Annotated in this window: 32 protein-coding genes; 13 read left to right on the plus strand and 19 right to left on the minus strand. The window is 70.9% G+C overall.

Translation table 11 applies throughout. The features are described 5' to 3' along the window. Positions 1 to 238 precede the first annotated feature (238 nt). Positions 239 to 772 (minus strand): hypothetical protein, encoded by a 534-nt coding sequence (locus tag ACTWJ8_RS33425; protein ID WP_356373517.1) that lies wholly within the window; start codon positions 770 to 772, stop codon positions 239 to 241. Positions 773 to 829: 57 nt separating this feature from the next. On the opposite strand from ACTWJ8_RS33425, the gene ACTWJ8_RS33430 reads away from it, so the two are divergent. Beyond that, a complete protein-coding gene (locus tag ACTWJ8_RS33430) occupies positions 830 to 1,507 on the plus strand; it encodes a PP2C family protein-serine/threonine phosphatase (protein ID WP_443261283.1) in 678 nt (225 codons plus the stop codon). A gap of 58 nt (positions 1,508 to 1,565) precedes the next feature. Continuing rightward, positions 1,566 to 3,581, plus strand: coding sequence for an acyl-CoA dehydrogenase family protein (locus tag ACTWJ8_RS33435; RefSeq protein ID WP_443261284.1), 2,016 nt, complete (start codon positions 1,566 to 1,568; stop codon positions 3,579 to 3,581). A gap of 16 nt (positions 3,582 to 3,597) precedes the next feature. Here ACTWJ8_RS33435 and ACTWJ8_RS33440 read toward each other — a convergent pair whose 3' ends face one another. Then, a complete protein-coding gene (locus ACTWJ8_RS33440) occupies positions 3,598 to 4,095 on the minus strand; it encodes an SRPBCC family protein (protein WP_443261285.1) in 498 nt (165 codons plus the stop codon). 102 nt (positions 4,096 to 4,197) lie between these two features. Then, a complete protein-coding gene (locus ACTWJ8_RS33445) occupies positions 4,198 to 4,341 on the minus strand; it encodes a hypothetical protein (RefSeq protein ID WP_443261286.1) in 144 nt (47 codons plus the stop codon). Positions 4,342 to 4,524: 183 nt separating this feature from the next. Here ACTWJ8_RS33445 and ACTWJ8_RS33450 point away from each other — a divergent pair, with 183 nt between their 5' ends. Together ACTWJ8_RS33450 and ACTWJ8_RS33455 are read left to right on the plus strand one after the other, a co-directional pair. Next, positions 4,525 to 4,893 (plus strand): LAETG motif-containing sortase-dependent surface protein, encoded by a 369-nt coding sequence (locus ACTWJ8_RS33450; RefSeq protein ID WP_443261287.1) that lies wholly within the window; start codon positions 4,525 to 4,527, stop codon positions 4,891 to 4,893. Between the two features lie 46 nt (positions 4,894 to 4,939). Further along, the gene (locus ACTWJ8_RS33455; RefSeq protein ID WP_443261288.1) at positions 4,940 to 5,641 is read left to right on the plus strand and encodes an RNA polymerase sigma factor; all 702 of its coding nucleotides are present in this window, start codon (positions 4,940 to 4,942) and stop codon (positions 5,639 to 5,641) included. A gap of 196 nt (positions 5,642 to 5,837) precedes the next feature. On the opposite strand, the gene ACTWJ8_RS33460 is transcribed toward ACTWJ8_RS33455, so the two are convergent. Then, positions 5,838 to 6,029 (minus strand): hypothetical protein, encoded by a 192-nt coding sequence (locus ACTWJ8_RS33460; protein WP_443261289.1) that lies wholly within the window; start codon positions 6,027 to 6,029, stop codon positions 5,838 to 5,840. Between the two features lie 103 nt (positions 6,030 to 6,132). Here ACTWJ8_RS33460 and ACTWJ8_RS33465 point away from each other — a divergent pair, with 103 nt between their 5' ends. Beyond that, the gene (locus ACTWJ8_RS33465; RefSeq protein ID WP_443261290.1) at positions 6,133 to 7,182 is read left to right on the plus strand and encodes a zinc-binding dehydrogenase; all 1,050 of its coding nucleotides are present in this window, start codon (positions 6,133 to 6,135) and stop codon (positions 7,180 to 7,182) included. 6 nt (positions 7,183 to 7,188) lie between these two features. On the opposite strand, the gene ACTWJ8_RS33470 is transcribed toward ACTWJ8_RS33465, so the two are convergent. The 6 genes from ACTWJ8_RS33470 to ACTWJ8_RS33495 form a co-directional block, all read right to left on the minus strand. After that, the gene (locus ACTWJ8_RS33470; RefSeq protein WP_443261291.1) at positions 7,189 to 7,677 is read right to left on the minus strand and encodes a flavin reductase family protein; all 489 of its coding nucleotides are present in this window, start codon (positions 7,675 to 7,677) and stop codon (positions 7,189 to 7,191) included. Between the two features lie 121 nt (positions 7,678 to 7,798). After that, positions 7,799 to 9,967, minus strand: a complete 2,169-nt coding sequence (locus ACTWJ8_RS33475; RefSeq protein ID WP_443261292.1) for a tetratricopeptide repeat protein — start codon at positions 9,965 to 9,967, stop codon at positions 7,799 to 7,801. Then, positions 9,964 to 10,380 (minus strand): hypothetical protein, encoded by a 417-nt coding sequence (locus ACTWJ8_RS33480; protein ID WP_356373506.1) that lies wholly within the window; start codon positions 10,378 to 10,380, stop codon positions 9,964 to 9,966. Before ACTWJ8_RS33480 ends, ACTWJ8_RS33475 begins: the two co-directional genes overlap by 4 nt. Before the next feature lie 73 nt (positions 10,381 to 10,453). Continuing rightward, entirely contained in the window at positions 10,454 to 10,702 is a 249-nt protein-coding gene (locus ACTWJ8_RS33485; RefSeq protein ID WP_356373505.1) for a hypothetical protein, read from the minus strand. Positions 10,703 to 10,743: 41 nt separating this feature from the next. Further along, positions 10,744 to 11,121 carry a sec-independent translocase gene (locus ACTWJ8_RS33490; RefSeq protein WP_443261294.1) on the minus strand — a complete coding sequence of 126 codons (378 nt, stop codon included), beginning with the start codon at positions 11,119 to 11,121 and terminating at the stop codon, positions 10,744 to 10,746. 304 nt (positions 11,122 to 11,425) lie between these two features. Further along, positions 11,426 to 11,962 (minus strand): hypothetical protein, encoded by a 537-nt coding sequence (locus ACTWJ8_RS33495; RefSeq protein WP_356373503.1) that lies wholly within the window; start codon positions 11,960 to 11,962, stop codon positions 11,426 to 11,428. 215 nt (positions 11,963 to 12,177) lie between these two features. Here ACTWJ8_RS33495 and ACTWJ8_RS33500 point away from each other — a divergent pair, with 215 nt between their 5' ends. After that, entirely contained in the window at positions 12,178 to 12,672 is a 495-nt protein-coding gene (locus tag ACTWJ8_RS33500; RefSeq protein ID WP_443261295.1) for a hypothetical protein, read from the plus strand. Positions 12,673 to 12,849: 177 nt separating this feature from the next. Here the strand turns inward: ACTWJ8_RS33500 and ACTWJ8_RS33505 are convergent, their stop codons facing one another. Further along, a complete protein-coding gene (locus ACTWJ8_RS33505; protein ID WP_443261296.1) occupies positions 12,850 to 13,074 on the minus strand; it encodes a hypothetical protein in 225 nt (74 codons plus the stop codon). 383 nt (positions 13,075 to 13,457) lie between these two features. On the opposite strand from ACTWJ8_RS33505, the gene ACTWJ8_RS33510 reads away from it, so the two are divergent. Beyond that, positions 13,458 to 14,927: a hypothetical protein gene (locus ACTWJ8_RS33510; protein ID WP_443261297.1), complete on the plus strand. Its 1,470-nt coding sequence runs from the start codon at positions 13,458 to 13,460 to the stop codon at positions 14,925 to 14,927. A gap of 128 nt (positions 14,928 to 15,055) precedes the next feature. Here the strand turns inward: ACTWJ8_RS33510 and ACTWJ8_RS33515 are convergent, their stop codons facing one another. Together ACTWJ8_RS33515 and ACTWJ8_RS33520 are read right to left on the minus strand one after the other, a co-directional pair. Further along, positions 15,056 to 15,652 (minus strand): hypothetical protein, encoded by a 597-nt coding sequence (locus ACTWJ8_RS33515; RefSeq protein WP_443261298.1) that lies wholly within the window; start codon positions 15,650 to 15,652, stop codon positions 15,056 to 15,058. 292 nt (positions 15,653 to 15,944) lie between these two features. Beyond that, complete coding sequence (locus ACTWJ8_RS33520) at positions 15,945 to 16,922, minus strand: esterase/lipase family protein (protein WP_443261300.1); 978 nt, start codon at positions 16,920 to 16,922, stop codon at positions 15,945 to 15,947. 268 nt (positions 16,923 to 17,190) lie between these two features. Between ACTWJ8_RS33520 and ACTWJ8_RS33525 the strand changes: the two genes are divergently transcribed. From ACTWJ8_RS33525 to ACTWJ8_RS33540, 4 genes are read left to right on the plus strand one after another with little or no spacing between them, the layout of a single operon-like run. Beyond that, on the plus strand, positions 17,191 to 18,471 hold the full coding sequence (locus ACTWJ8_RS33525) for a PucR family transcriptional regulator (RefSeq protein WP_443261301.1): 1,281 nt from the start codon (positions 17,191 to 17,193) through the stop codon (positions 18,469 to 18,471). 31 nt (positions 18,472 to 18,502) lie between these two features. Continuing rightward, complete coding sequence (locus tag ACTWJ8_RS33530; RefSeq protein ID WP_356373496.1) at positions 18,503 to 18,844, plus strand: ArsR/SmtB family transcription factor; 342 nt, start codon at positions 18,503 to 18,505, stop codon at positions 18,842 to 18,844. A 3-nt stretch (positions 18,845 to 18,847) separates the two neighbouring features. Continuing rightward, positions 18,848 to 19,336 carry an SRPBCC family protein gene (locus ACTWJ8_RS33535; RefSeq protein ID WP_356373495.1) on the plus strand — a complete coding sequence of 163 codons (489 nt, stop codon included), beginning with the start codon at positions 18,848 to 18,850 and terminating at the stop codon, positions 19,334 to 19,336. After that, positions 19,336 to 19,959: a dihydrofolate reductase family protein gene (locus tag ACTWJ8_RS33540; RefSeq protein WP_356373494.1), complete on the plus strand. Its 624-nt coding sequence runs from the start codon at positions 19,336 to 19,338 to the stop codon at positions 19,957 to 19,959. Before ACTWJ8_RS33535 ends, ACTWJ8_RS33540 begins: the two co-directional genes overlap by 1 nt. 1 nt (position 19,960) lies before the next feature. Here ACTWJ8_RS33540 and ACTWJ8_RS33545 read toward each other — a convergent pair whose 3' ends face one another. The 3 genes from ACTWJ8_RS33545 to ACTWJ8_RS33555 all read right to left on the minus strand — a co-directional run bounded on the left by ACTWJ8_RS33545 (position 19,961) and on the right by ACTWJ8_RS33555 (position 23,609). After that, on the minus strand, positions 19,961 to 21,349 hold the full coding sequence (locus ACTWJ8_RS33545; RefSeq protein WP_443261302.1) for an MFS transporter: 1,389 nt from the start codon (positions 21,347 to 21,349) through the stop codon (positions 19,961 to 19,963). A 6-nt stretch (positions 21,350 to 21,355) separates the two neighbouring features. After that, positions 21,356 to 22,507, minus strand: coding sequence for an LLM class flavin-dependent oxidoreductase (locus tag ACTWJ8_RS33550; protein WP_443261303.1), 1,152 nt, complete (start codon positions 22,505 to 22,507; stop codon positions 21,356 to 21,358). A gap of 247 nt (positions 22,508 to 22,754) precedes the next feature. Continuing rightward, complete coding sequence (locus ACTWJ8_RS33555) at positions 22,755 to 23,609, minus strand: LysR family transcriptional regulator (RefSeq protein ID WP_443261304.1); 855 nt, start codon at positions 23,607 to 23,609, stop codon at positions 22,755 to 22,757. Between the two features lie 70 nt (positions 23,610 to 23,679). Here ACTWJ8_RS33555 and ACTWJ8_RS33560 point away from each other — a divergent pair, with 70 nt between their 5' ends. Further along, positions 23,680 to 23,997 carry a hypothetical protein gene (locus tag ACTWJ8_RS33560; protein ID WP_443261305.1) on the plus strand — a complete coding sequence of 106 codons (318 nt, stop codon included), beginning with the start codon at positions 23,680 to 23,682 and terminating at the stop codon, positions 23,995 to 23,997. Between the two features lie 5 nt (positions 23,998 to 24,002). Here ACTWJ8_RS33560 and ACTWJ8_RS33565 read toward each other — a convergent pair whose 3' ends face one another. Both ACTWJ8_RS33565 and folE read right to left on the minus strand, forming a co-directional pair. Continuing rightward, on the minus strand, positions 24,003 to 24,923 hold the full coding sequence (locus ACTWJ8_RS33565; protein ID WP_443261306.1) for an NADP-dependent oxidoreductase: 921 nt from the start codon (positions 24,921 to 24,923) through the stop codon (positions 24,003 to 24,005). A gap of 219 nt (positions 24,924 to 25,142) precedes the next feature. Next, positions 25,143 to 25,673 carry a GTP cyclohydrolase I gene (gene folE, locus ACTWJ8_RS33570; protein ID WP_356373488.1) on the minus strand — a complete coding sequence of 177 codons (531 nt, stop codon included), beginning with the start codon at positions 25,671 to 25,673 and terminating at the stop codon, positions 25,143 to 25,145. On the opposite strand from folE, the gene ACTWJ8_RS33575 reads away from it, so the two are divergent. Further along, entirely contained in the window at positions 25,665 to 25,820 is a 156-nt protein-coding gene (locus ACTWJ8_RS33575; RefSeq protein WP_356373487.1) for a hypothetical protein, read from the plus strand. The two genes, folE and ACTWJ8_RS33575, sit on opposite strands and share 9 nt — an antisense overlap. A gap of 3 nt (positions 25,821 to 25,823) precedes the next feature. On the opposite strand, the gene ACTWJ8_RS33580 is transcribed toward ACTWJ8_RS33575, so the two are convergent. After that, a complete protein-coding gene (locus tag ACTWJ8_RS33580) occupies positions 25,824 to 26,276 on the minus strand; it encodes an STAS domain-containing protein (RefSeq protein ID WP_356373486.1) in 453 nt (150 codons plus the stop codon). Between the last annotated feature and the right edge of the window lie 187 nt (positions 26,277 to 26,463).

Genomic DNA, 26,463 nt, shown 5'->3' on the forward strand with positions numbered 1-26,463 from the left:
GGCCGCGGAGTCAGCGGCGTGTGCCCGAAGCCCGGCGATGAGTGCCTCGCGGGGGGAGGGGCGGAATAGTCCCGGTGTCCACGGGTTTCTACTGCTTTGGGTGAATCCTCGCCATGGTGCACGTCGAACTCCGCGAAGGCTTCGGAGGCGAGTGGCTGTTTTGCTGGGGTCGTGCCGCCACCGCGTTCGCCGGTTTCGGTGGAGGCCTTGTTGCCGCAGTTCAGAGCGTTCTCCGCTGCTATCTGGCAATAGCGAAGACGATCAGCAACGGCGTGTACAGACTTGCCACAGCAACTAGCGGTCGGCGCCAGTCGATCGAGTGCTGGATCTCGACGTCGCCGGCCAGTCTCCTGCGGCGGCCGCCGCCTGCGCGTTGCTGGGCATCTCGCAGTAGTCGATATGCACGTCGGTGGGACGGGTATCCCGTGAACGCCCCGATGAGCGATCCGCCAAATGCAATCGAACCGAGTTCGTTTCCGTCCCTGAGGTGGATGCCAAGACCGTCGTCCATCGTCACCTGCTCGACGTCCGTCCACGCCACGGTCGTTGTCACGACGAAGTTGGTGATCGAAACATGGGTGTGGGTGATCCGGACTGCCGAATTCCAGCCGAGCGCCCAGAGGAAGAGTGCCATCGCTGTCACGAGCAGCGATGGCGCAAAGCCAGCTTGCGGCATGAAGGCGGCGACCCCGAGGGCACACGCATAGAATCCGGCCCCTGCGGCAACTGGAAACCAGGTGAACAGCGGCCGCCGTATCGTCTTGTTCGACACCGATACCCCCTGGTCGGATCTTTGACGCTGGGCCTGCGTTGGTCAAGGGGTGGATCTTTGCGTGCGGGTGTGCGGCTGCTGAGCGCCCTGCGCCGCGCCGACCATATCCGGGAGATCGCCGAGACCACCCGCCGCACCGTCCTGCGCCCGCTGCCCTCCTACTGGGCGGGCCTCGAGCAGGCCGCCGCGTACACCAAGGCGGACCTCCGCGACGTGGCCCTCCGCATGGACCAGCGGCTGCGCCGCCACCAGGTCCACGTGCGGGCGCTCGGCGGTGATGAGAGCGAACGCTTCGCCACCGCCGCGCTCATCAACGTGCCCACGCATGACGCGGCGGAAGGACGTGACATCGACGTCGAGCTCGTGAACTGCGGACACCTCACCCCGCTCGCCGTCGGCCCGGACGGCGTCCGCACCCTGACCGGCGACGCCACCCTGCCCCTGGGCATGCTCGGCCTGACGGGCGAGACACCGGCCTCGGACCTCGTCCCGGTCCGGGCGGGCGAGACACTGCTCCTGGTGTCCGACGGTGTCACCGAGGCCCGCGACGCCGACGGCGCCTTCTACCCCCTGTCCGACGACCTGACCTCCGCACTCCGCGACGACCCGGCCCTGTCCGAGCCCCGGCGACTCGTGCGGTACGTGCGCGCCGCCGCCGCACGGCACGCCGCGAACGGTCTCACCGACGACACCACCGTCCTGGCCGTCCGCCACAGCCCGGGACAGGGTGCGTAGGGCGGAAGCGGGGGAGACGGGCCGCTTGCGATCGGCTGCCACGGGGTACCAGAGGCCCATGATCAGCGACGACTCCCGCACCCCGGCGGACCAGCAGGCCGCGCCGCCCGCCATCGACGTCCCGGCCCTCACCGCGCTCCTCGACGGCGAGTACGCCGAGATCCGCGACCTGGTGCGGACGAATCTGGCGGCGCACGCCTCCGTCCTCGAAGAGGCCGAGGAACTCGGCGTCGACGCGTTCCGTGAGCGGGTGCGCGAGCTCGCCGTCGACCTCGCGGCGACCGGGCAGACGGGCATGGGGTTCCCGAAGGAGTACGGCGGCGGTGGTGACATCGGCGCGTCGATCGCCGCCTTCGAGACACTCGCTTACGGGGACCTGTCGCTGCTCGTGAAGGTGGGTGTGCAGTTCGGCCTCTTCGGCGGCGCGATCCTGCACCTCGGCACCGAGCGCCACCACCGTGCCCACCTGCCGGACCTCATCACCGGGAAGCTGATGGGCTGCTTCGCGATGACCGAGACCGGACACGGCTCCAACGTCCAGGCGCTCGGCACGGTCGCGACGTACGACACCGGGACCCAGGAGTTCGTGATCACCACGCACGGCGACGCCGCGCGCAAGGACTACATCGGCAACGCCGCCCGGCACGCCGAACTGGCCGTCGTCTTCGCCCAGTTGGAGGTGGACGGCGAGCGGGAGGGCGTGCACGCGTTCGTCGTGCCGATCCGTGTCGACGGGGCCCCGGCACCCGGCGTACGGATCGAGGACGCCGGGCGGAAGATGGGGCTCAACGGCGTCGACAACGGCCGCCTCTGGTTCGACGGTGTGCGGGTGCCGCGCGAGGCACTCCTCAACCGCTTCGCCGACGTGACACCCGAGGGTGTGTACCAGAGCCCCATCGAGAACCCCGGCCGCCGCTTCTTCACCATGCTCGGAACCCTGGTCCAGGGCCGTGTCAGCGTCGGCGGCGGCGCGATCAACGCGGCCAAGGTCGCCCTGGCCGTCGCCACCAAGTACGCCGTGCGCCGACGGCAGTTCGAGGCGGCGTCGGACGCCGGCGGGGAACAGCTGCTGCTCGACTACGGGATGCACCAGCGGCGCCTGCTGCCGCTGCTCGCCCGCACGTACGCCCTGCACTTCGCCCAGGACGTGGTGCGAGGTCAGCTGCACGAAGTCTTCTCCGGGAACCGGCCGGGGGGTCGGGGCGACGACGAACAGGCCCGGCGGGAACTGGAGTCACGGGCGGCCGGTACGAAGGCGCTCGGCACCTGGCACGCGACGCGGACCATCCAGGAGTGCCGCGAGGCGTGCGGCGGCGCGGGCTATCTGTCCGTCAATCGGTTCGCCGCGCTCAAGGCCGACAGCGACGTCTTCACGACGTTCGAGGGTGACAACCACGTCCTGCTGCAACTCGTCGCGAAGGGGCTTCTCACCAACTACGCCCACGAGTTCGAGGACCTCGACCAGCTCGGCATGGTCCGGTTCGTGACCGGACAGGCGGTCGAGGCGGTCATCGAGAAGACATCGGTGCACAAGCTCTTCGAGCGCGTACGCGATCTGCTGCCCGGCGGCGACGAGTGGGACCAGGAAGCGGGGCTGCTCGACCCGGACTACCAGCTCGCCATGGTCCGCTTCCGCGAGGAGCACATGCTGGCCTCCCTCGCCCGGCGGCTCAAGCGCGGGGTGGACGAGGGGCGCGATCCGGGTGCCGTCTTCTCGCACGTCCAGGACCATGTGATCGCTGTGGCGCGTGCGCATGTGGAGCGGCTGGTGCTCGAGGCGTTCGTCGAGAAGGTGCGGTCGCTGCCGGACGCCGACGGCGGGGCGCGTGACGGCGGGGCGGGCGACGGGAACAAGGTTGCGCTGAGGATGCTGTGCGACCTGTTCGCCCTGTCCACGATCGAGGCCGACCGGGCGTGGTTCATGGAGCACGGCCGGCTGACCGTTCAGCGATCCAAGACGATCAGCCGCGAGATCAACAACCTCTGCCGGAGGATCAGGCCGATCGCGGTCGACCTCGTCGACGCGTGGGGCATTCCGCCGGAGATGCTGCGCTCCCCGGATCTGGTGGGCTGACCGGCAGCCCTCCGCCTCAGCGTTCGAGTTCGCGCTTGAGGTTCCGCAGCGTCAGCTCGATGTTGCGCTTCTGGAACGTGGCGAACGTCTTCCCCGAGGTCGCGACCCGGTCGAAGGCGTTCGCCACGAACGTCGGCCAGGCGCGCCGGTCGTCGGTCCACGTCTCGGTCACCCGGGTGCCGTCGCCGACCGGCTCGAACGCGTACTCCCAGGTGGCGATGGGCCCGCGCAGGAACGGCCGCTTGACCCCGATCGCGTGGACGCGGAACGCGAAGCGGCGGCCCGGCTCGGCCGCCGTGACCGTGCACCGGGTCGACCAGCGGAACGCCCCGCGCTTGTTGCGGCCGACGAACGTGGTGCCGACGGCGGCGGGGCCGGCGGGGGACCCGGCCGTCGTACCGAGGTTCTCCGGGCTCCAACGCCCCATGTCGGCGGGGCGGCTGACGGCGTCGTAGGCCGCCTCGGGCGACACGGCGACGGTCACGCTGTCGCTCACGGTGAAGACGCGGGCCACGGGCTCCTCCAACGGACGGCATGCGATGGCTACTGCTCAGTAGGATCATGGCATGCCGGGACCTTGAGGCGTACCCCGAGGGCCGGTGGACGAGGCCGGGGCCTACTTCCGGCGCAGCCGTGCGAGCCACGCCCGCGCCTGCGCCTGCCTGCGGGGATCCGACGCGGTCCTGCGCGCCGTCGCGATCGCCCGCCTGCCCTGCGGGCTGCGGCTGAACCGCTTGATCCGGTCGAGAATGCCGGGCATGACGCCTCCGTGGTGTCCGTCGTAGTCGTTCTTCTTCCGTCTACCCGGAAAATTCTCGCTACCCGAGAATTCTCGCTGTCCGAAAATTCTCGTACGGGCGCGGCAACCTGACGCGGGTCCGCGCGTCGTGTGGGGGTGAAGGGTGCCGCCCGGCTTCCTTCACCCCGACCGTGGAGTACGAACGTGAAGCACCTTGTTCCTGTACGCAGTGCCGTCGTGGCGGCGGGCCTGTTGGCCGGCCTGTCCGCGATTCCCGTCGCTCAGGCCACGCCGCAGCCGACGGCGACACCTTCGGCGGCCCCCGCCACGGCCACGCCTTCGCCCGCGCCCACCACGGCGACGCCGAGCGCGGTGCCCACGGCGCCCGCCACCAGCGTCCCGGCCCCGGCCGAGAGCGCCCCGCCGTCGGCAGAGCCGGCCCCCGCCGACGACGAGCTCGCCCATACTGGGTCCTCGGACACGACCACCACCGTCCTGGGCGCCGGGGCCGCCGTGCTCGTCGCGGCGGGCGCGGGCACCCTCTTCGCCGTACGCCGCCGCTCGCACCGCTGACGTACCCGCTCCGTCCGAGGAAAGCCCGGCACACCCGAGGAAGCCCGTGCACGCCCACGCAGTCGACGAACTCGCCCCGCTCTCAAGGCCGTTCACGCTCCCGCGCGGACGCCCGCGTTCCGCGTGGCGGGAGGTGCTGCGTGGGCTGCTGCGCCGTGACCGTGCCACGGTCGCCGCGCCTTCGGTGTTCGAGGACACCTCCGGGCCGTCCGGCAATGCGCCCTCGTACGCATACGCACACCCGCCGGGCCCCGACCAGCCCCCACCCACCATCGGCGAGCTGTACCACGCACACCGGCTCCGCATGGTGCGTCTCGCGGTGCTGCTCGTCGACGACCAGGCCACGGCCGAGGACGTGGTGCAGGACGCCTTCACCGCGCTCTACCGCCGCCACGGCGAACACATCTCGGAGGTCGACAACGCGCTCGGCTACCTGCGCACCGCGGTCGTCAACACGGCCCGTTCCGTGCTGCGTCGGCGCCGCACGGCCCGCGCGTGGACCCCGCCACCTGCGGGCGAGGCACCGTCCGCCGAGGACTCGGTCGTCCTCGACGAGGCGCACCGTGAGGTCCTCGCCGCCCTGTCCCGCCTCACGCCGCGCCGCCGCGAGGTCCTCGTCCTGCGCTACTGGGCCGACCTCAGCGAGGCCGAGATAGCCGCCACCCTCGGCATCAGCAAGGGCGCGGTGAAGTCGAACGCCAGCCGCGCGCTCGACGCACTGGAGAAGAGCCTGGAGGGCCGGATATGACACCCCCTGTGCGCTCGACGGAAGACCGGTTGCGCGAGGCACTCGCCGCACGCGCGGACACCGTCACCGTACGATCCCTGCGCCCGGCCCGACCGCCGGGCCCGCACCTGCCCCGCCTGCCCCGCCTCCGCGCGATCCCGCGGCGCTACGCCCTCCCGGCGGCCGGGCTCGCGACGGCCGCGGCGCTTGCGATCGGCTACGTCACGCTGGCCCCTGACCCGCCCTCGCACCGCGCCCCCGTGCCTCCGGCGGCCCCTTCGCCGTCCTCGTCGCCCGCGCCGGACCGCCACCCGAGTCCGAGCCCGTCGGTGCCGAACCCGTCCCGCACGGCGGTCCCCAGCCCGGCGGTTCCGACCCCGACGTCACCGTCCGTTTCCTCGCCACCCACGGAGACACCGTCCGACGCGGGGTGAGCCGGGTGGGTCGCCGTCGGCGGCGACGGATAGCGTGCGACGGACGGGGACGGTCCGTCGGAGGAGGAAGAAGAAGAAATGAAGGCGCTGCGCTACCACCGCTTCGGCGGCCCTGTCGCCGTCGAGACGGTACCCGACCCGGAGGTTCCGGAGGACGGCGCCGTGATCCGCGTCGCCGCGTCCGGCCTTTGCCGCAGCGACTGGCACGCGTGGGCGGGGCACGACGACACGGTGGGCCTGCCGCAGATCCCCGGGCACGAGTTCGTGGGCCGCGTCGAGGCCGTCGGCGCGAAGGTGCGGAACTGGTCGGTCGGCGACCGGGTGACCGCGCCGTTCGTCAACGGGTGCGGGAGCTGCGAGTGGTGTCGGAACGGGAACGCGCAGGTGTGCCCCGACCAGACGCAGCCCGGCTTCACCCATCTCGGTTCGCACGCCGAACTGGTCGCCGTGCGCGCGGCCGACCTGAACCTGGTGGCGGTGCCCGCGACGGTCTCGGACGCCGCGGCCGCCGGCCTGGGCTGCCGGTTCGCCACGGCGTACCGTGCGGTGTCCGCGCGCGGGCAGGTGCGGGCCGGGGAGTGGGTGGCCGTCTTCGGGGCCGGCGGAGTCGGCCTCAGCGCCATCATGATCGCCGCGGCGCTGGGGGCGCGGCCCATCGCGGTCGACCGCTCAGACGAAGCGCTGGCACTCGCGGCGAAGGCGGGCGCCGAGCACGTCCTGAAGGCCTCGGACGACACACCCTCCCGGATCGCGGACCTCACCGACGGCGGAGCCCATGTCTCCGTGGACGCGGTGGGCGCGGAACGGGTCATCGCCACGGCCGTCCGTTCGCTGCGCCGACGCGGACGCCATGTGCAGATCGGGCTCCTGGCGGGCCCGCCCCCTGCGATCCCGATGGACCGCGTACTGGCCTGGGAACTCGACGTGCTCGGCAGCCACGGCATGGCGGCGACCGACTACCCCGAACTGCTCGACCTCGTCGAGCGCGGGGTGCTGCGCCCTGCGGATCTGGTGACACGCACGGTCGGCATGGAGGAGGCGGCGGAGCTGGTGTTCACCGACGACCCCGCACGCCGCTCGGGCATGACGGTGCTGTGCCCGCAGAGCGAGGGCCCGACGCCGGCCTGAGCCACGTCAATCAACCGGGTGCCCCGGGTCGATGCCTTCGGCATCGGAAAGCCTGAACACCTGCCGTTCGGTCCCTTCGTCCTCGCCCGCGACCTCCGGGGCGAGGACGAACCCCACGTGATCGCCCCCGTCGAGGTGACTCACCACCCGCCCCACCAGCCAGGCCCGCGCCGCCCCGAGCACCACGGTCCCGTGCGGCCCGCGACGCCAGTCGACCGCCGCGAACTTGTCCGTCTCGTGCCCGGTCTCCCCGCCGAACAGCCGGGCCAGGCCGTACTGATCGCGGCCCAGCAGGTGCACGGCGAGATGGCTGGCGCCCCTGGCCACCTCGTACGTCCGGTTGACCTTGGAGAGCCACACGACGTACCGGACCGGCCGGATCGAACACTGCGAGGCGAACCCGACCAGACACCCCGCCCGTTCCCCGCCGCCTTCGGCAGTGACGACGCACAGCTCCGGATCCAGCCGATCGACGAACGCGTCCGCGTCGCTCATGACGGCAACAACTCCCTCGGGTGTCGACGACGCCTGTCCTGCTCCCAGCTGACCATGGGGAGGGCGGGGCGGCGCTACGGCGCGCGGGTACCCCCGGGTGCGTGCCCCGGCGGCACCTCGGTCACTCCGTCGAGTTCGCGGTGTTCGCGTCCCGGCACTCGGCGAGGAGTTCCTGGGCGGTACGTGTCCAGGGGTGGGCCGGGCCGAGCACCCGGAGGCGGCCGGCCACCAGGACCTCGCCCTGCTCGACCGCTTCGGAATGCCGCCCGAGGGCTGCCAGGATCCGGCAGAGCGCCTGGCGCGTGTTCAGGACCAAGGGGTAGTCCGAGTCGAAGACCCGCTCGTACCCGGCCAGCGCCGTGAACGCGTGGGGCAGGGCCTCGGCGTACCGGCCGGCGCAGCTGAGGGCTGCGGCGTAGTTGAGTTCGGCCGTGAGCGTCAGTGGATGCAGGTCACCGGCGGCCTGGTAGAAGTCCGCGAGCAGCTCGGGTCCCGTGGCGATGAGATCGGCCTGCTCGGGAAGGCCGGCGAGACCACGGTTCGCCGCGATCTCCATGAAGGCGGAGCGTGCCATCAGGGTGAGCGGGTGTTTCCTCCCCAACGTCGTCTCCCGCACCTGTACGACCCGGCGCCTAAAAGGGATCGCTTCCTGGATCCGGCCGAGGTTGGCGAGCGGGCTCCCGATCTTCAAACACGCTTCCAGCGTTTCGGGAGCATCGGGCCCCAGACTCTCCTCACAGGTCGCGAGAACCTGCTGGTACAGGGCTTCGGACTCCTCGAAGCGACCGAGGCGGAAGAGGGCGCGGCCCACGCGCAGGCGGAGCCGGAGAACGTGGACGTTGTCGCCGGGCAGGGACGCGGTGGCGAGGGTGACGGCGTCGGTCGCCAGCGTGAGGGCCGAGGCGTAGTCGCCCGACCGGTGCACGGCGACGACCAACCGGTGGGCGCAGTCGGCCGCGCTCTCGATCGTGGCGGAGCTGACGCCCCATCTGGTCGCCCGCTGGAGCAGCGCAATGACGTGTGGAGCGAGCAGGAGCATCGCGGGGTCCTGCGCTCCGCGTTCGGGTACCTCCGGGAGTAAGCCGTGAAGCACCCGGGCGGCCGTCGTGGCGAGTTGCTCCCGCTGATCGTCGGGGGTCACGTGAGCGACGCTGTCCAGCAGGATTCCGTGGACGCGCAGGCAGCGCACCTGCCCGGGAACGAGTTCGGCGAGGGAGTGGTCGAGGAGACCGCGCAGGGCGGACTCGACACGGGATCTCTGCAGTTCGGGGCCGAGTTCGGCGTGTGCGAGGAGCTTGAGAGGGAGCGGGTCGCCGGCCCAGCACGCGAGCAGACGCAACAGAGGTGTGGCCTCGGGGAGTCCCTGAGCGGTGAGGGCGTCGAGGGACAACTGCCAGGTGCGGTTGAGCAGATGCCTGGGGTCGAAGTGGCTTTCATCGACGGAATCCAGCAGCCCGGTCGCCCCGTCCTCGTCCCCGCCGCCGTCGAGCCGCTGACGGTAGTCCGCGAGGCTCCAGGGGTCGATGACCTGGTGGGCGAGGAACCCGCCGGCGAGGGTGAGCGCCAAGGGGAGGTGTCCGAGCCGATCGGCGACCTTCGCGGCATCGTCGAGGGTGCCGGCATGAGGCGCGATGTCCTGGAGGACGAGGGCGGCGTCCTGGCGTGGCAGCACGCCGAACTGAAGCAGCTCGGCCCCTGGCCACCAGTGGGTCGCGGCCTGGCGGGTGGTGACCACGACCGTGCCGGCGGGACTTGTGCGCAGCCACCCTCCGGCGCGCAGGATCGCCGGCGTATCGGCGTTGTCGAGAACGAGCAGCCAGGGCTCGCTGGAACGGTGGAGATAGTGCCAGACGAGGTCGGCGGCAGGGCGAAGACCGCCGCGAGCGCCGGTGAGTTCGGCGTCGGTCGCGCCGCGGTCGGCGGCGACGGCCAGCATGCCGGAGCGCAGGGAGGCCGGGTCGGACGCGTTGACCCAGAGCCCGACGCGGCCGACGTTCTCAGTGGCATGGCGGAACAGGGTGTACGCCACGGCGGTCTTGCCACAGCCCCCGAGGCCGTGCAGGACGTAGACGCCGTTGCCGACGCCCGGCTCGACCGCGGCGCGCAGCCGGTCCATCTCGCCCACGCGGTCGCGGAGTGTGACGGGGGCCCGGCCGACGGACGGGTGACGCACCGAGTCGGGGCCCGACCACTCCGGGGCGTGATGATGGTGTTCGACGATGTGCTGGTCGCCGGAGGCCTGGTACACGCGGCCGTGGCCGACGGCACGTGCTTCGTTGGGCCCGCTCATCGGCCGTCGATGTGCTGGTCGCGGCCGGCCTGGTAGACACGGGCGTGTCCGGAGGCCGTGGCGTGCTGGGTGACGGTGACCGAGGTGACGTCGGGCACGAGCGGCCGCAGCTCGTCGACGAGCGCGCGCAGGGCCTGGGCCTCTTCGGGGTGTGCCACGAGCAGCCGCCGGATCCGGCCCTGCCATTCCGCGCCCAGTTCGGTGGGGGAGTCGGTGTCGCCGTCGCTCTGCGCGGCCAGCAGATCTGCCCTGGTGATCTCCAGCTCGGCGGATATCGCGTCCGCGCGAGCGGGTTCGGCCCGACGCCACAACGCGGCGACGCCGTCCCTGGCCCGCTGCCAGGCCTCGGTCGTCAGCAGGCCGATCAGCGTCGTGCCTGCCGTGCCCGCGAGCGCGACGATCTCGGGATCCATGAACTCTCCCCCTGGGAACCGATGTTGTTGGTGATCCAGGGTAGCCAGACGTGCGGCCCCGACACACACACCTTTACGGGCTCGCCCGGTCGAACCCGTACCGCAGCGGTTCCTCCTGTACGTGCAGGTCGCGCCGGTAGACGTACAGGGCCTCGGCCCGCAGGAGGCCGGGTGGTTGGGGCGAATCGTCCACCTCGCACGGCTGGGTCACCTGGACCACGGCGGGGCGATCGGTGACGCGTAGGCGCAGGCCGTCGGCGGGGCCGCCTTCGAGGACGGCGAGTTCCTTGCGGCCGGTGGTGGCAGGTGGTGGCTTCGGCATGACACGTTCCCTGAACTCTGGTGTTACGGGCATGACTCGGGTCAGGTGGCATCGGGGTCGTAGGCGGAGTGGCCGCGCTTCGCCAGGCCGACGGTGGCGGTGTCGTCGGTTCCGGTCTGCTCCTGGCGGAGGTCGAGCGCCTCCCGGAGCTCGCCGATCTCACGGCCGATGTCGCTGTCGCCGCTCAGCACGTGCTTGCGCACGAACGTCTTCGGGTGCAGGTCCCGCACGTCGAAGTCCTGGAACTCCGGGCCCAGATCGGACCGGATCTCCTGCTGGGCGCTGTCGGAGAACTCACGGATCTTCCGTACGGTTCGGGCCACGTTCTGCAGGAACTCCGGCAGCTTGTCCGGCCCGAACAGGAGCACGCCGAGCACGGCGATCGTGACCAGCTCCAGCGGTCCCACGTCCGAGAGCATCCGACACTCCTTGCCCAACGCTTTAGAGGTTGCGCAACCAATGGAATCATTGGTGGTGCGTCGACGTTGCGCCGGGGGTCTCCACGGGGGCGGGTCGTACGCTGATCGTGTCGTGCCGTGCGATTCCAGGCGTCAGGGGGAGAGGCCGGCGAAAATTGCGTTGCCTGGTGGGACGAGTCAGGCGGGCGGTGTACTGCGGCGGGCATTGACTCCGCCCGGATCGTGGGACGCCGCGGACGCGCAAGGTGCTCTGCGGGCGGCGATGGTGATGAGCCCCGACCGAGAGCGTGGGTGTTCCGTACTCCTAGTCACCCCGCCGCGGTTCGAACTCCGCGGTGAACTCCTCCCAGAGCCCGCCGATGTCCTCGTGCAGGCCGTCGACGTGGCGGTCCGTGTGTTCACCGGTCGGTGTGGACTCCACCAGGCACCAGCCAGGAAGTTCGGCGCGAAGCTCCATGGGCGGGAATCCGTCGGGATCCTCCGGGTCGTGGTCGACAAAGTCGGAGTCTGCCAGCCGATACGCCAAGTCGAAGGCGGTGGCATGGGCGACGCGACTGGCGAAGAGCGCCAACGTCCGTGGCTCGATGCCCGCAGCCTCGAACTGCGCCAGTGCGTCGGGGCTTCGCGGGTCGGCGAGCAGCTGCTCCACGGCGCCGGGCTGCTCCCAACGCGCCACCGCCTGCCGGACACCGCGCAGGAACAGGAAACGGGCCAGCTGCGGAATGTCCTCACTGATTTCGGAGTCCGCCCAGGCCTGAGGATCCGCTGCGCCCAGAGCCGTGAAGACCCGGACCAGGTGGGCGCGGCGCTCCTCAGGGTCTTGATGAATGTCACCAGTCACGTGCTCAGCATGCCAGTGCCGGATACGGGCAGACCGCGCCTTGACCAGGCCGCCGGCCTCCCGCCCCGGGCGCAGGAGCTGCCCCGCTTCGCCCTGCGCAGTACGGCTTCTGGCACATCGTCCTGCCAACCACCGGTAGAACCCCGCCGATCTGCCCGCCGAACACTTGCCCGCAACAGACAGCAGGCACGGGGCCCGGACCGCATCATGGGTCGGTGAGCAACATCTTCTCCGGCGGCAGCCACCACCTGGACCTGTCCAATGGCGCCACCGCCGTCTTCATCGACGTACTGATGCTCGCCGTGTCCGACCTCGCGTCCCAGGACTGGGACTTCCGCTTCGCAACGCTGCTGACCCTGCAGGATCAGAACGTCATGGGGCGCGGCGCCGTGGGGTTCGACCTGGCGGAGTTCGACTGGGGGGCCACGGAAGAGGAACGCGCCCACGCGAAGGGCTTCATCAAGCGCGCCACAGCACTGGCGGCGAGCGGACATCGATGGAGCGAACTGGGCTACCACCCGCCCCGCGTCCATGAATACCTGCACCGGTTCACGGCCATGGTGGACGCCTTCACCCCGCCGACCGACAGCAGCACCGCACGCGACTTCCCCGGCCCCGACGAGGCCGCGATGGCCTCGTGCGTGCGCCACCGCGTTCTGAGCGCACTCCCGCTCTGGGACGGCTGCTTCCTCTGCACTCGGCCGCACTGAGGACCGTCCGCAGATCAGGGCGGACCCCCATGGCACGCGCCTTGGACATGGACGGCCAGGCTCGCCGCCGCCCCGGCCGTCGACGCTTTCCTCACGTCCGGCTGCGACGACTCGGCCAGATCCTTGGTACTCGACAGTGAGCGACCAGCCCTGGCCCCGAGAGGACGGAGGCGCGGCTCAACAGGAGCGCACCACCACGGCCGCCCACGGCATGCCGCACGGATTCTGTGTGGGGCCCTGCATTCGGACGAACCGGTAGAGCTTGTGCTTGTCACAGACCCGCATCCGTGACAGATCCAGGCAGGGATCGTTGTTGAACTCAAGTGCCTGAGCCGATCCGGACCCCATGAAGACGGCGATACCGGCGATGCCGGTAGCGAATGCAAGACCGATCTTGCGCATTGTTCTCCCTAATGTTTCGCTGCGTGCCAAAAGGAGCGTTCTCCCCCGTGATGCTCCCCTCGGCCGCTGGAACGCGCCTGTGCGCCCGCCGTCGCAGGTAGTGCATCGCTCGCAGAGAATGCGTCAGGCGTACAGTAAACGCACCCTGCGGCCTTTGCCTGTCCACTCCCCGCCGAACGACCGAAATGCAAGGGCCGGACCTGGGCGGGCCGTTCGGAGTACGCGCCCAGGGGGATCGCGTCACTCGTCGACGCCCCTGCGGCATGCGCAATGTTCCTGGTACACGGCCAGCGCGAATTACGCCCAGTGGCGAATGGAACCTGCGCCGGGGGCTGGGCAGAGTGGCCACACCACCTCAAGGCGGCAGATGATGGGGGCGTCACATGTTGAAGACCGGACGCGCCCGCACGGTGGTGACACGCGTGACGATGGCTGTGGTCACAGCTCTCGCCCTGCTGGTCCCTCTGTCGCTGGTGGAGCAAACACCCGCGGTGGCGGCCCCGGCACCGGCAGCGGACACCTGCAGCCCTGGGACGGACTGCGTCGAGCTGGGAGAGCCCTCGGGGCACGGGCTCACGACGATCAACAACGGCGGCCTGCGGTGCACAGTCACCTGGTCCGTCGACTGGGGTGACGGTTCCGCGCCCACTCAGGTCACTCTGCTCCCGGGCGCGCAACAGCTGGTCTGGCACACGTATCCGGCAGTAGGCACCTACACGGAGACCGACACTCCGACCATCGCCCCGTCGTCGGATCCCGACTGCTTCAACGTCCCCGGCGGCTGGTACGAGCAGCGCACCCACCAGGTCGTCAACGGTCTGACGGCCAGGATCGCCCCGGTCGCCCCCGTGTTACGCGCGGGCCACGCATTCCTCGACGCCTCTGCCTCCACCGGGCCGAGGCAGATCGATACCTACACGTGGGACTTCGCACCCGAGGGTGACTGCCCCAGCAACCTCAGCCTGGCGAACCCGTCGGTGACCTCCTCCAGCCCGACGCTGGACATTGTGGTGTTGTGCGACCTCTCCGTACGGCTGACGGTCAGCGATGTCCGAGGGCGCACCGCGCAGCAGAGCGCTCACGTGTCCGTCAGTCCGCGGACAGCCGGCCAGTGGAAGCCCACCACCGTCGATCTGGTACCCGAAGGCTCCTCAGCCGACCCACGCACCCCCGCGGAGGACTTCGCCCTGCCCAAGGGGGAGTTCCGGTTCGCGCTCACAGCGTCGCGCTGCCGACGTGACACCCGACCCCTACTCCTGTGCCCGCCCACCGACGGGCTCGGCACCCTCGAGGGCAAGGCGTACAACCTGGCAGACGTGAACGACCCCAACGGCCCCTTCCACGGCTTCTGGTTCGTCGTCCACAACAACGTCACCGTGAAGATGACGGGGCTGTTCAACCCGAACCTGTTCAAGAGCTCGGCGACCAAGCATCCTGACCCGGACCACCGCGGCAAGAAGGTCAACTGGTTCACCCTCAACCAGCGGCGCGGAAAGCCCGTCAGCGCGCTGACCAAAGCAGTGCGAGCACACGAAGGCTGGGGGAGGAGCGGGTCCGCCGCCCGCCCCAACAACAGTGGCCACGCGGGCGCGACAGCCTGCTACCTCCGCAAGGACAAGACCCGTCACAACCCCGCGGTGGCCCTCGAAATGGGCTTCGACCAGCAGAAGGCCAACCTCGTCTCCCATACCAACGACAACCTGCGCCGCATCAGCGGTGAGCTCCGTAGCGCGGCGGCTGACCCACTGCCTCTCATCTGGACGGGAACCGTGCTGTTCTGGAACAGCACGAAGCACCGCTGGCAGCCCGCCGTGCACAACGTCGGAGCCGCAGGCCGCACACCAACTTGCTGACCCCTTCCCCACGAGGCGACCGCCGATCGCAGCCGGGGAGGTGACGGCGTACTCCGCCACGCTCGACACGATGAGGTCCTGGCCCCGGAGCCCGCCGCCGCGCCGTACTCCATGCGACGTGACAACGGTCAGATCCGGTCAGCTGGTGCGGCGACCAGCGCGGCGAGCGGGTCGCCGTCGGCGCCGGTGACGACGAAGCCCTCCGCCACCGGCCCCCGGGAGACCTCCACCAGCCGGGCCAGAGCCTCCGCTTCAGACGGAAGGTCAGCCGCTTCGAGACCGAGCGCTCGCATCGCGCGTTCACGCCGCAGATCGAAATCGGGAACACTCTGCCGGTACTCATCGGCGACAGCCCGAAGCTCCTCGCCCGTCAACTCGGCCCCTTCCTGCCACCATGGGGCCACCAGGCACAACGTCACCAACTCCGGTAACCCCAGGGCCACGAGCCCGGCCTCCCCGTCGAGACTCACGTAGACCACGGGGCGCTCCTCCCCGCCTTCGCCGACGAAGCAGAACGCGTCGCCGGAGCCGGCGCGCGCGAACTGCTCCAGGGGCGCCCCGGAGGTGAGCTCCACGCCGTCCTCGAGTTCGTGCGACGCAGGATCGGTCGCGTCGAGGTCCGCGATCCCGGCGAAGTAGCCGACGGCATCGCTGTCGGCACGCAGGACAGGCAGCAAGTCGCCGTGCGGTGCACCCACAACGGCCGGGGGAGTGAAGTCGCTCATCCGGCAACCGTAGTGAGTGCCTGGACCTGAACCTCTGACCGCACCTGCTGACGCGTACTGCACACGGCCCGCTCGAGTCTCCGAAGGGGAGGGGAGCCCCGACGGAGTGCACACCAACCGGCCACACGACAGCATGCCGGGTCAGCCGCCAGATCCGACCTGACCCGGTCCACCGCAGCCCGGAACTCGCTGGTCTGCGCGCAGGGCGTCCCGGTGAGCGTCGGCCGGTGCCCACCGGCCGACGGGCCAGATACCAGGTGCACTGCGGCGTGCAGCTCGCGGGCGCGCTCGGTCACAGCAGCTGAAGGCCGAAGTCGCGGCACTCCGGCTTGAAGTCCGTAGGGCCGTCGGCCAGTGCGTTCATGGTGATCTGGAGGGTCGGGTCGTCGTTGAAGAGGCCCATGTGGCCCGCGCGGTCGTTCGGGCAGACGTCCTGGAGGAGCACGTTGTCGACCTTGTCGCCCTTGAGCGCCTGCGTGGCGTACGGCGTGACCACCGTGTCGTACTTCGTCATCACGACCGTGTAGCGCGGCCCGGAGGGCACGGTGTCTCCGTCGGCCCACAGCTCGCGGGTGTAGTCCGACGTGTTCGTCTGCTCGATGACACCGGGGAAGCCCGCCACGTTCGACAGGTGGGTCACGAAGCCCATGAGGTTGAGTTTCGTGCCGAGGCCGACGATCCCGTTGAGGTCCGTGCCGTGCGAACTCGGCGCCCAGCCCACGTAGTTGTCGACCTTCTTCGCGCCGTCCATCTTCTTCATCCACCACATCGGGACATTGCCGCCGAGCGAGTGACCGACGATGTCCACCTTCGAGGCGCCGGTGGAGGCCAGGACCTTGTCCACGAACGCGTCGAGCTGAGCCGCCGATTCGCGGTTCGGGCCGAGTCCGCCGACGCGGCCGAGGGAGGCCGGGGTCTGGCCGTAGTTCAGGGCGTAGACGCAGTAGCCGGCGTTCTTCAGGCGAGGCGCCGCCTTGACGAAGTTGGCGCCGAGGTTGAAGAAGGTGCCCGGCAGCATGACCACCGGTTCGGGGTGCTCGGCGGTCGGCCGGCACGACCAGTCGTTGGCTCCGGAGACGGCGCCGGGGGAGTTCACGTAGTTCCACAGGGCCTCGGGGACTCCGCCCTCGCGCAGCTTCGGTGTCTCGTCGGCGCGGCTGTCGGCCTGGGCGGGGGAGGCCGCCGAGAGGGTGAGCGCGGTGGCGGCGCAGGCGGCAGCCACGGTCAGGGCCGTGCGGAACGTGCGCGTGTGCTGCTCGGTCACTGACATGCGGGCCTCCTGGAGAGCCGGGTGGGGGACTGGCGGCGGACGGACGGCGAGCGCGCCACGTCACACACCGGCGCGGCGCCCTCATTCGCAGCTTGAGGCATCAACCGCCTCGGCGACCCCGGCTGAGGTCCAAACGTGAACGGCCCCGTTTGTGAGCCGTCACAAACGGGCGGGCACCGAGGCACCCTGTCGGGGGAGTGCTCCTTCTGCTACGTCTACGCGTGGACGATCACGAAGCGCGGGCGACGACGAACAGTGAGGGACGGCGATGACCCAGCGGGCCGTACGCGGCGGCACACCCCAGCCACCACCCACCTTCGACGGCGTCATGCTCCACGAACGCCTCCGCGACGCCCTCCCCACGCTCACGGCCCGGGTCCTCGACCGCCTCGTCGACCAGGTCCCCGTCTACGACACCATGCCCGGCGAGCAGCTGCGGGGCGAGATCCAGCGCGTCGTGGAGCAGGGCATCGGCTCCTTCGTCGACATGCTGCGCTCGGGCCGGGCGCCCGACGAGAACCGGCTCCTGGCGCTGCGTCAGTCCGCCGCCAAACGGGCCGAGGAGGGCGTCCCCGTCGAGGCCGTCGTCCGGGCGTACCACGTGGGCGCGCAGGAGTGCCTGCACCAGATGCTCGCGCACGCGACGGCGGACGACCTGGAGCAGGTGCGGACCGCGACCCAGTTGGTGTTCCAGTTCCTGGAACGCATGACGGTCACCGTCGTCTCCGGCTTCTTCGCCGAGCGGCAGGCGGTGCTCGGGGAGGAGCAGTCGGCGCGGCAGGCCGTGCTGACCGCGCTCGTCGAGGGCGCCGACGTGCCCGCCACGGCCGCCCGCTGGGGTCTGGACGTACCACCCTGCTACCTGGTCCTCGACCTCGCCGTCGGCGCACACCCAGACGAGGCGCTCGACGGCGTCAGCCCGGCCATCGCCGCCAAACGCAAACTGCGCCGCCTGCGGGTCGAACTGGACCGGCACGTCGACGGCACCGCGCTCACCGCCCTCTCCGGCGACGGCGGCCTCGCCCTGATCCCGTGCCGTACCGACCCGGACCATGTCACCACCCGCGACTGGTCACGCCTGGCCACCGCCGTGGCACACATGCAACGGGTCGCCGGAGCCGACATCATGGCGGGCGCGACGGCCGCCGCCCCGCAGGACGTCCCCGCCGCCGTGACCCTGGCCCGCGAGGTGCGCCAGGTGGCGACGGCGTCCGACCGCCCGCCGGGACTGCATCGACTCCCGGACGTGCTCCTGGAATACCAGCTGATGCGCCCGGGCCCGGCCCGCGACGAACTCGCCGCTCTGATACGCCCGTTGACCGACCGCCCCGAACTCCTGGACACCGTCCGCGCCTACCTCCACTGCGGCCTCGACCGCCGCCGCACCGCACACACCCTGCGCGTCCACCCCAACACCGTCGACTACCGCCTGCGCCGCGCCGCCGAGATCACGGCCCTCGACGTCACGACGGGCACGGACGCACTCCGCGTCCGCGCGGCGCTCGCCGCGCTGGACGCGGAGGCCGCCGGTTCCGCTCCTCCCGCTTGACGTATGCCGTTATGGGAATATGATCTGTGGCATGGCACGAGCAGCGACCACCTCCGACGTCTTCAATGCGATCGCCGAGCCGCAGCGCCGGGAGATTCTGGCGTTGCTGCGGGCGGGGGAGCGGCCGGTGAACGATCTGGCCGAGGAGCTCGGGATGAGCCAGCCGGGGGCGTCCAAGCACCTGCGGGTGCTCCGGGAAGTGGGGCTTGTGCGGGTCCGTGGGGCGGGGAAGCAGCGTCTCTACGGCCTGGACGCCCGCGGGCTGCGGCCGGTCCACGAGTGGGTCGGCGGGTTCGAGCGGTTCTGGAGCGAGAGCTTCGACCGGCTGGATGCCTACGTGCAGGACCTGAAGCAGACACGGCAGGAGGGCTGACCGATGGTGGGAACAGGGCATGAGGTGGCGGACCGGGAGATCGTGGTCGCGCGGGGGATCGACGCCCCGCGGGAGCTGGTCTTCGAGGCGTTCACCGAGGTGCGGCACCTGTCGCGGTGGTGGGGGCCCGAGGGGTTCACGACCACCACGTCGTCCTTCGAGTTCCGCGAGGGCGGGGAGTGGGTCTTCGTGCTGCACGGGCCGGACGGGACGGACTACGCCGAGTGGATCCGCTGGCAGCGCATCGTTCCGCCGGAGCGGATCGCGCTGCTGCACGGCGAGGTGCGGGACGACCCGAACGCCTTCGAGTCCGTGCTGACCTTCGAGCCGGACGGCGAGGCCACCCGGATCGAGATGCGCACCGTGTTCCCCACCAAGGAGCTGCGCGACGAGGCCGTCGAGAAGTACCACGCGGTCGAGGGCGGTCGGCAGACCCTGGGCCACCTCGCGGACTATGTCACCGAGCTCGTGCGGAAGGGGGCGGAGGGCTGATGGCCGGGAAGGTGTTCTTCAGTGTGTCGATGTCGCTCGACGGATTCGTCGCGCCCGTGTCCGTCGGCGAGTTGATGGGGCGTCAGTGGATGGAGCTCCAGCAGTGGATTTTTCCGCAGCGGTACTTCCGGGAGAACCTGAAGCTGGGCGGGGGCGGCGAGGAGGGGCGCGAGAACGACATCGTGCGCGAGACGTTCGAGCGCACGGGCGCGAGCGTCATGGGCAAGCGCATGTTCGACGCCGGTGAGCAGATGTGGCCCGAGGACCCGCCGTTCCACACCCCCGTGTACGTCGTGACGCACACCAAGCGCGACCCGTGGGAGCGACAGGGCGGGACGACGTTCCACTTCGTCAACGACGGCATCGAGGCCGCGCTCGAACAGGCCCGCGCCGCCGCAGGCGACCGTGACGTACGGATCGCGGGCGGCGGCGAGACCATCCTGGAGTACCTGAACGCGGGCCTGGTCGACGAGTTCACCATCGCCCTGGCGCCGGTGCTGTTCGGCTCCGGCATCCGGCTCTTCGAAGGTGTGGACGCGTCCAAGGTCGCCCTTGAGCAGGTGGGTTCCGAGTCGTCGTCGGCGCGGGCGACACACGTGACCTACGCCGTCCGCCCGCGCTAGGTCAGGCCGCGACGGGCGTCTTGGCCCGGGACGCTTCCGGGCCGGTGCCGTCCGCGGCGGTCCGGCCGGTGCGGACGTACAGCTGCTCCTCGCGCAGGCGCGACGTCGCCCAGACGCTGCCCACCGCCGACAGCACGAGGTACCCGCACGCCAGCCACGGTGTGCCGGAGCCGAGGGTGAGGAAGGCGGTGACCAGGAGGGGTGTGATGCCGGACGCGAAGATGCCGGAGACCTGGTAGACCGCCGACATCCCCGTGTAGCGCACCTCCACCGGGAACAGCGCGGCGAACAGCGTGCCCTGCGCCCCGTAGAAGCAGGCGTGCACGATGCCCAGGGCGAGCACGAGCGCCACCGCGAAGCCCAGCACACCACCGGTCTGGAACAGCAGGAACGCGGGGAACACCGACACACCGAACGCGGCCATGCCCGTCATGTACGTGCACCGCGCCCCGAACCGGTCCACGAGCCGCCCCGACACCGGGACCAGCACCGCCATCACCAGCGAGGCACCGGTCACCGTCAACAGCACCTCCGTACGCGGGAGTTCGAGCGTCCCGGTCGCGTACGTCAGCGCGAACACGCCCCAGGTGTTGAAGGCGACGCCCTCGCCCCAGCGAGCCACCATGCCGAGCAGCAGATGACGGCGGCTCCCGCGGTCGCGGACCACCTCCACCAGCGGCACGGAACGGGGTCCTTCGCTCGCTCCCAGCACCGCGCGGAAGGCGGGTGTCTCGTCGATCTTCAGTCGTACGGTCAGGCCGACCGCCACCAGGACGAGGCTGGCCAGGAACGCGACCCGCCACCCGTAGCCGAGGAACGCCGCGTCGCTCAGTACGTTGCTCAGAAGCGCGAACACGCCCGTGCCCAGGGCGAGTCCGAGTGCCAGGCCGATCTGCGGATAGCTGCCGAACCGCCCCTTGCGGCCCTCAGGCCCGTGCTCCACGGCCAGCAGCACCGCGCCCGCCCACTCGCCGCCGAGCGCCACACCCTGCGCGACACGCAGGACGAGCAGCAGGATCGGGGCGAGCGCGCCCACCTGCTCGTACGTGGGAAGGAGCCCGATCAGCGCGGTCGACACACCCATCAGGCCCATGGTGAACGCGAGGGTGCGCTTGCGGCCCACGCGGTCGCCGATGTGCCCGAAGAGCAGACCGCCCAGCGGACGGGCGACGAAGCCCACCGCGAACGTGGCGAAGGCCAGCATGGTGCCGACGGTGCCGTTCGTCTCCGGGAAGAAGAGTTTCCCGAAGACCAGGCTCGCCGCCGTGCTGTAGAGGAAGAAGTCGTACCACTCGACGGTGGTGCCGAGGAGGCTGGAGAGGACGACCGTGCGCAGTTTGCGACTGGAGGCGGATGCCGCCTCACCGGCATCCGTAGTGCCTGTGGTCATGTCCGCTCACACTCCCGCGAACGCCACGGTGCCCGGCTCGACCGGAGCCGGCGCGGCCGGGTGGCGCCACAGGCCGCGGCGCTCGAGCAGCGGCAGCACGCCCTCGCCGAACCAGTACGCCTCCTCCAGGTGCGGCACACCCGACAGGACGAACTCGTCGAGGCCGAGCCGGTGGTACTCCTCGATCCGGTCGGCGACCTCGGCGTGGCTGCCGACGAGCGCGGTGCCCGCGCCGCCGCGCACCAGGCCGACGCCCGCCCACAGGTTGGGGTAGATCTCCAGGTCGGAGCTGGTGCCGCTGGCGTGCAGCGCGCGCATCCGCTTCTGGCCCTCGGACTCGGAGGTCGCGAGGCCGCGCTGGACGGCGGCGATGCGCTCCGGATCCATGCCCTGGAGCAGCCGCTCGGCCTCCGCCCACGCCTGCTCGGAGGTGTCACGCGCGATGACGTGCAGCCGGATGCCGAACCGGACGGTGCGGCCCACGAGTTCGGCGCGCCTGCGCACCTCGGCGATCTTCTCGGCGACGGCCTGCGGGGGCTCGCCCCACGTGAGGTACGTGTCCGTGTGACGGGCGGCGACGTCCAGTGCGGCGGGCGACGAGCCACCGAAGTAGACCTGCGGCACCGGGTCGGGCAGCCGGTTCAGACGGGCGCCCTCCACGCGGAGGTGTTCGCCGTGGTGGTCGACGGTCTGGCCGTCCCAGAGGCGGCGCACGATGTCGAGGAACTCGCCGGTGCGCGCGTACCGCTGGTCCTTGTCGAGGAAGTCGCCGTAGGCGCGCTGCTCGGCGCTCTCGCCGCCGGTCACCACGTTCAGCAACAGGCGTCCGTGGGACTGTCGTTGGTACGTGGCGGCCATCTGGGCGGACAGCGTGGGTGAGATCTGGCCGGGCCGGAAGGCGACGAGGAACTTCAGCCGCTCGGTGACCTGCGTCAGCATCGCCGTGGTCAGCCACGCATCCTCGCACCAGGCTCCGGTGGGCGTCAACGCCCCCTCGAAACCGAGCTGTTCGGCGGTGCGGGCGATCTGACCCAGGTACTCCACGGACGCCGGACGGTCGCCACTCGCGGTGCCGGGCAGCGAACCGTGGCCGCCGCCGACGACGTGGCGGCTGTCGCCGGTGGTGGGCAGGAACCAGTGGAAGGTGAGTGCGGACATGACGGGGCGAGGACCTCACAGTGAGCGGAGCCGGGTGGGGGTGTGCTGGATGTGCGCCGCGGAGGGGCGCGCGGGGGGCGGTGTCAGCCCCGACAGCAGGCGCTCTTGTGCCGGCAGAGGTCGATGTGCCGACGGGAGACGAGCGGTTGCACGGACCCCTCCCTCACTGTTCGCGTTACCTATAATTCCTACTGGATTACTAGGGAAATGTGCCGTGCGACGTGCTCGCAGGTCAAGTTCCGTCTCATCAGGCGGACGTGGCGGCCCTGACCGCCGCCGCCACGAAGGCCGGTACGAGGGGGTGGTCGGTCTGGGCCGGCCAGGCGAGGACCAGACGGCTTTCGGGTGCGTCCGTGACGGGGACGCACACCACGCCCGGCGGGGTGGGATGGACGAGGGAGCGGGGCAGGACGGCGACGACCCGGCCGACCGCCACCAAGGGGATCAGCTGGGACACGTCCTTGACCTCCGGGCCGCCGCCGCTCGCGTCCTCGATCCCGGGCACACCGCGCCAACGCGGCATCGGCTCGCCCTTCAGGTCCGCGAGCCGGATCGCCTCGCGGCCGGCCAACCGGTGATGCGCAGCGAGGAGGGCGACACGGCCCTCGACCCGCAGTGTCTCGTGGGCCAGGCCTTCCAGGTCGTCGAACGGCGTGTACAGCAGGCCCACGTCCGCGCGGCCGTCCCGCAGCTGCTCCGCGCGGTCGGTGGGCCCGCTGAACACGATCTCGACCCGGCGCGCGTCGGACTCCTCGGCGTACGCGCCGAGCATCGCGGACAGCAGATCGGCGTCGCCGCCCGGTTTGAGTACGAGCCGCAGCCCCGCCCCGTCGCCCGCGGCCCGGCGGGCCCGTTCCGCCGCCGCGTCGACCGCGTCCAGCGCGTACCGCCCGTACCGCAGCAGCGCCTCGCCCGCAGGCGTCGGCGAGACCTGGCGGCTGGAGCGGACGAAGAGGTCCACGCCGAGCCGGCGCTCGACGCGGCGGATCGCCTTGGAGAGGGCCGGCTGCGCGACGGCGAGGCGTTCGGCGGCGCGGCCGAAATGCAGTTCCTCGGCCACCGCGACGACGTACTCGATCTCTCGTGTCTCCAGCTCAGCCATGCCTCCAGGTTATCGATCGAGGCCGAGCGGGTCTTGGACGCGGCGGTGTGCGGCTTGTTTCGATGGACGCATGATTCACCACACGATGCTCGTATCCTTCGTCGACGCCATTCCGGACGCCGACCTCGACCAATTCCTCCAGGACATCGAAAAGGTCATGCTCGACTCGGGCCACGTCCTGGCGACCACCGCCCGGCGCCACGTCCCGGTCCCCGGCGAGGACGCCATCCCCGCGCTGATCGCCACGGCGGTGATCCGGTTCGACGTGGCCGATCTCGAGGCGCTCGGGGCCGCCTTCGCGGCGCCCGGCGTCGAGGGGATCATCCACCGGTGGCAGGGCCGGTATCCGTACAAGGTCGCCTTCGTGAATCACGAGCCGCTGGACTGAGCAGCTCAGTCCCCGGCCACCTGGATGACCGTCTTGCCGGAGACGCGCTTGGCCGGTGCGAAGGCGTCCGGGGACTCCTCCAGCGGGCGTACGGAGCCGATGACCGGCCTGAGGCGGCCCTCGCGGACGCGGGTGGCGAGGGCCGCAAGACCGGCGCGGTCGGGTTCGACGACGAAGAACACGGCCCGGCCGTCCGCCGGGTGCACGGTGACGGGGTGGGCGATGGTGACGAGTGTGCCGCCGGGGCGGACCAGCGCGGTCGACCGGTCGAGGATCTCGCCGCCGATCACGTCGAACACCACGTCGACGTGCCCGACCTCCTCGAGGCGTTCGGCCTCCAGGTCGACGAAGGCGTGCGCGCCCAGGTCGTGGGCGGTGTCGCGGTCCGCGGCGCGGCCGGTGCCGATGACCCGGGCTCCCGCCTCGCGCGCCAGTTGCACCGCCAGGGAGCCCACGCCTCCCGCCGCTCCGTGGATGAGCACCGTCTGGCCGGTGGTCAGGTGGGCGTGGTCGAACAGGGCCTGCCGGGCGGTGAGCCCCGAGATCGGCAGGGCGGCCGCCGTGACGTGGTCGATGTCGGCCGGGAGCGGAGCGAGATTGCGGGCTTCCACCGCGACGTACTCGGCGAGCGTGCCGTCGCGGGTCCAGTCGGCGAGGCCGAAGACGCGTTGCCCGACACTCAGTCCCGTCGTGCCGTAGCCCAACTCGGTGACCACGCCGGACAGTTCGTGCCCCGGCACGCTGGGGGTGCGGTCGCGGCCCGCCCGGTCCGTCCAGGTGCCGGGCCAGGTCAGCTCGCCCGGTGTGAAGCCGGCGGCGTGGACGCGCACGATCACGTCGTTCTCGGCGGCGTGGGGGTGGGGGAGGTCGGTGAGGGTCAGGCCGGAGATTCCCGCTTCGCGGTCCTGGACGGTGATGGCTCGCATGAGGTGATCCCTTGGAGGTGGGGAGGCGGGCATGCGGTGACGTGAGGACCCTGATGCGGACTGGTTCCGATTCTGGTTCTGTCGTCGCCGTATGTCCGACCCTAGGAGGGATGTGGCCCATGTGTCGGGGCCAATCGCCGTCGGGATCGTTGGGCCAATCGCTGGTTGTTTCGTGCGCGCAGGGGCCGTCCATGGGTGGCCGGCCCCCGTAGCCCCTCGTTACGACGTCGCCCCGGACAGCGCCAGGAACTCGCTGCGGGAGCGGGCGTCCGAGCGCAGGATGCCGTGCAGGGTGGACGTCATCGTGGTGGAGCCCGTGGCCTGGACGCCGCGCAGTGTCATGCAGGAGTGCTCGGCCTCGATGACCACGCCGACACCCTTCGGTTCGAGCTGGGTCTGGAGCCAGTCGGCGACCTGCTTGGTGAGGCGTTCCTGGACCTGGGGGCGGCACGCGAAGTGCTCGACGACGCGGGCCAGTTTGGACAGGCCCAGGATGCGGGCGCCGGGCAGATAGCCGACGTGGGCGGTGCCGGTGAACGGCAGCAGGTGGTGCTCGCACACCGACCGGACCGGGATGCGGCGGGCCAGGACCAGCTCGTCGTAGCCCTCGTCGTTGGGGAACGTCGTCAGGTCGAAGGGGCGCGGGCTGAACAGCTCGGCGTACGCGCGTGCCACCGCCTTCGCCTGCACAACTGCCCGTTCCATCCGCTCGCCGCGCAGGCCCCCGACCTCGTCTGCGGCATGAACCACGCGTTCCTCAGCGGGTACGTGCACGGGCTCGAGGCCCCGTCCGTCGAGGCCGTCCTGGCGCCCCGGCCGGGGCAGTGCTGCGTCGAACTGCGCCACGCGACGGCGTCCGACGAGACCGCGCCCGACGCGGACGCCGGGACCGGCTGAGGGTCACGCGTTCGGTGACCCTTGGCACCGGAGCCTCCACACACCACCCGATTCCCCGTCGTCACGGGTCGCCGGAGGCCAGGCCGGGCGGTGTTCGACGGGCAGGGCCATCAGGGCGCGGCTCACCGTGGGATGACAGGGGAGCAGCTCCGTGGCGGAGGTCTGCGCGAGCAGGTCGGTGAGGCGGCGTCCCGCGCCCGCGAGGAGCAGCAGTCCCTCGCGGCGTTGCAGCAACCAGCGTGCGGCGAGCAGGCAGTTGAGGCCGCGTGAGTCGCAGAACGCCAGCGCCGTCACATCGAGCACCAGGTGCCGGTGCCCGGCCAGCACGCGGGTGCCGATCGAGCGGAGGAAGAGCTGCTCGCAGTCCTGGTCGAGCTCCCCGCTCACGCGCAGCACCGCGCAGTGCTCACAGCGCGTGAGTTCCGTGACGGACAGGCGACTGGTGTGCGTGGACATCGCGCCTCCTCGAACCGTCGGTCCCGTGCGCGCGGTGGGGCTGCCGGGGCTCGTCGCGCGCTGTTCCTTACGGTTGCCCCGCGCCGACCCTTCGTACGCGCGCCCGTCCGCCAACCGGCGGAGCCTTCGCGTCCGTAACGGAGCGTCAAGTCACGGGTGTGTAACGGAGGATCGGGGGTAGGAGTCC

Source organism: Streptomyces sp. SDT5-1, assembly GCF_052245995.1.
Classification (GTDB): domain Bacteria; phylum Actinomycetota; class Actinomycetes; order Streptomycetales; family Streptomycetaceae; genus Streptomyces.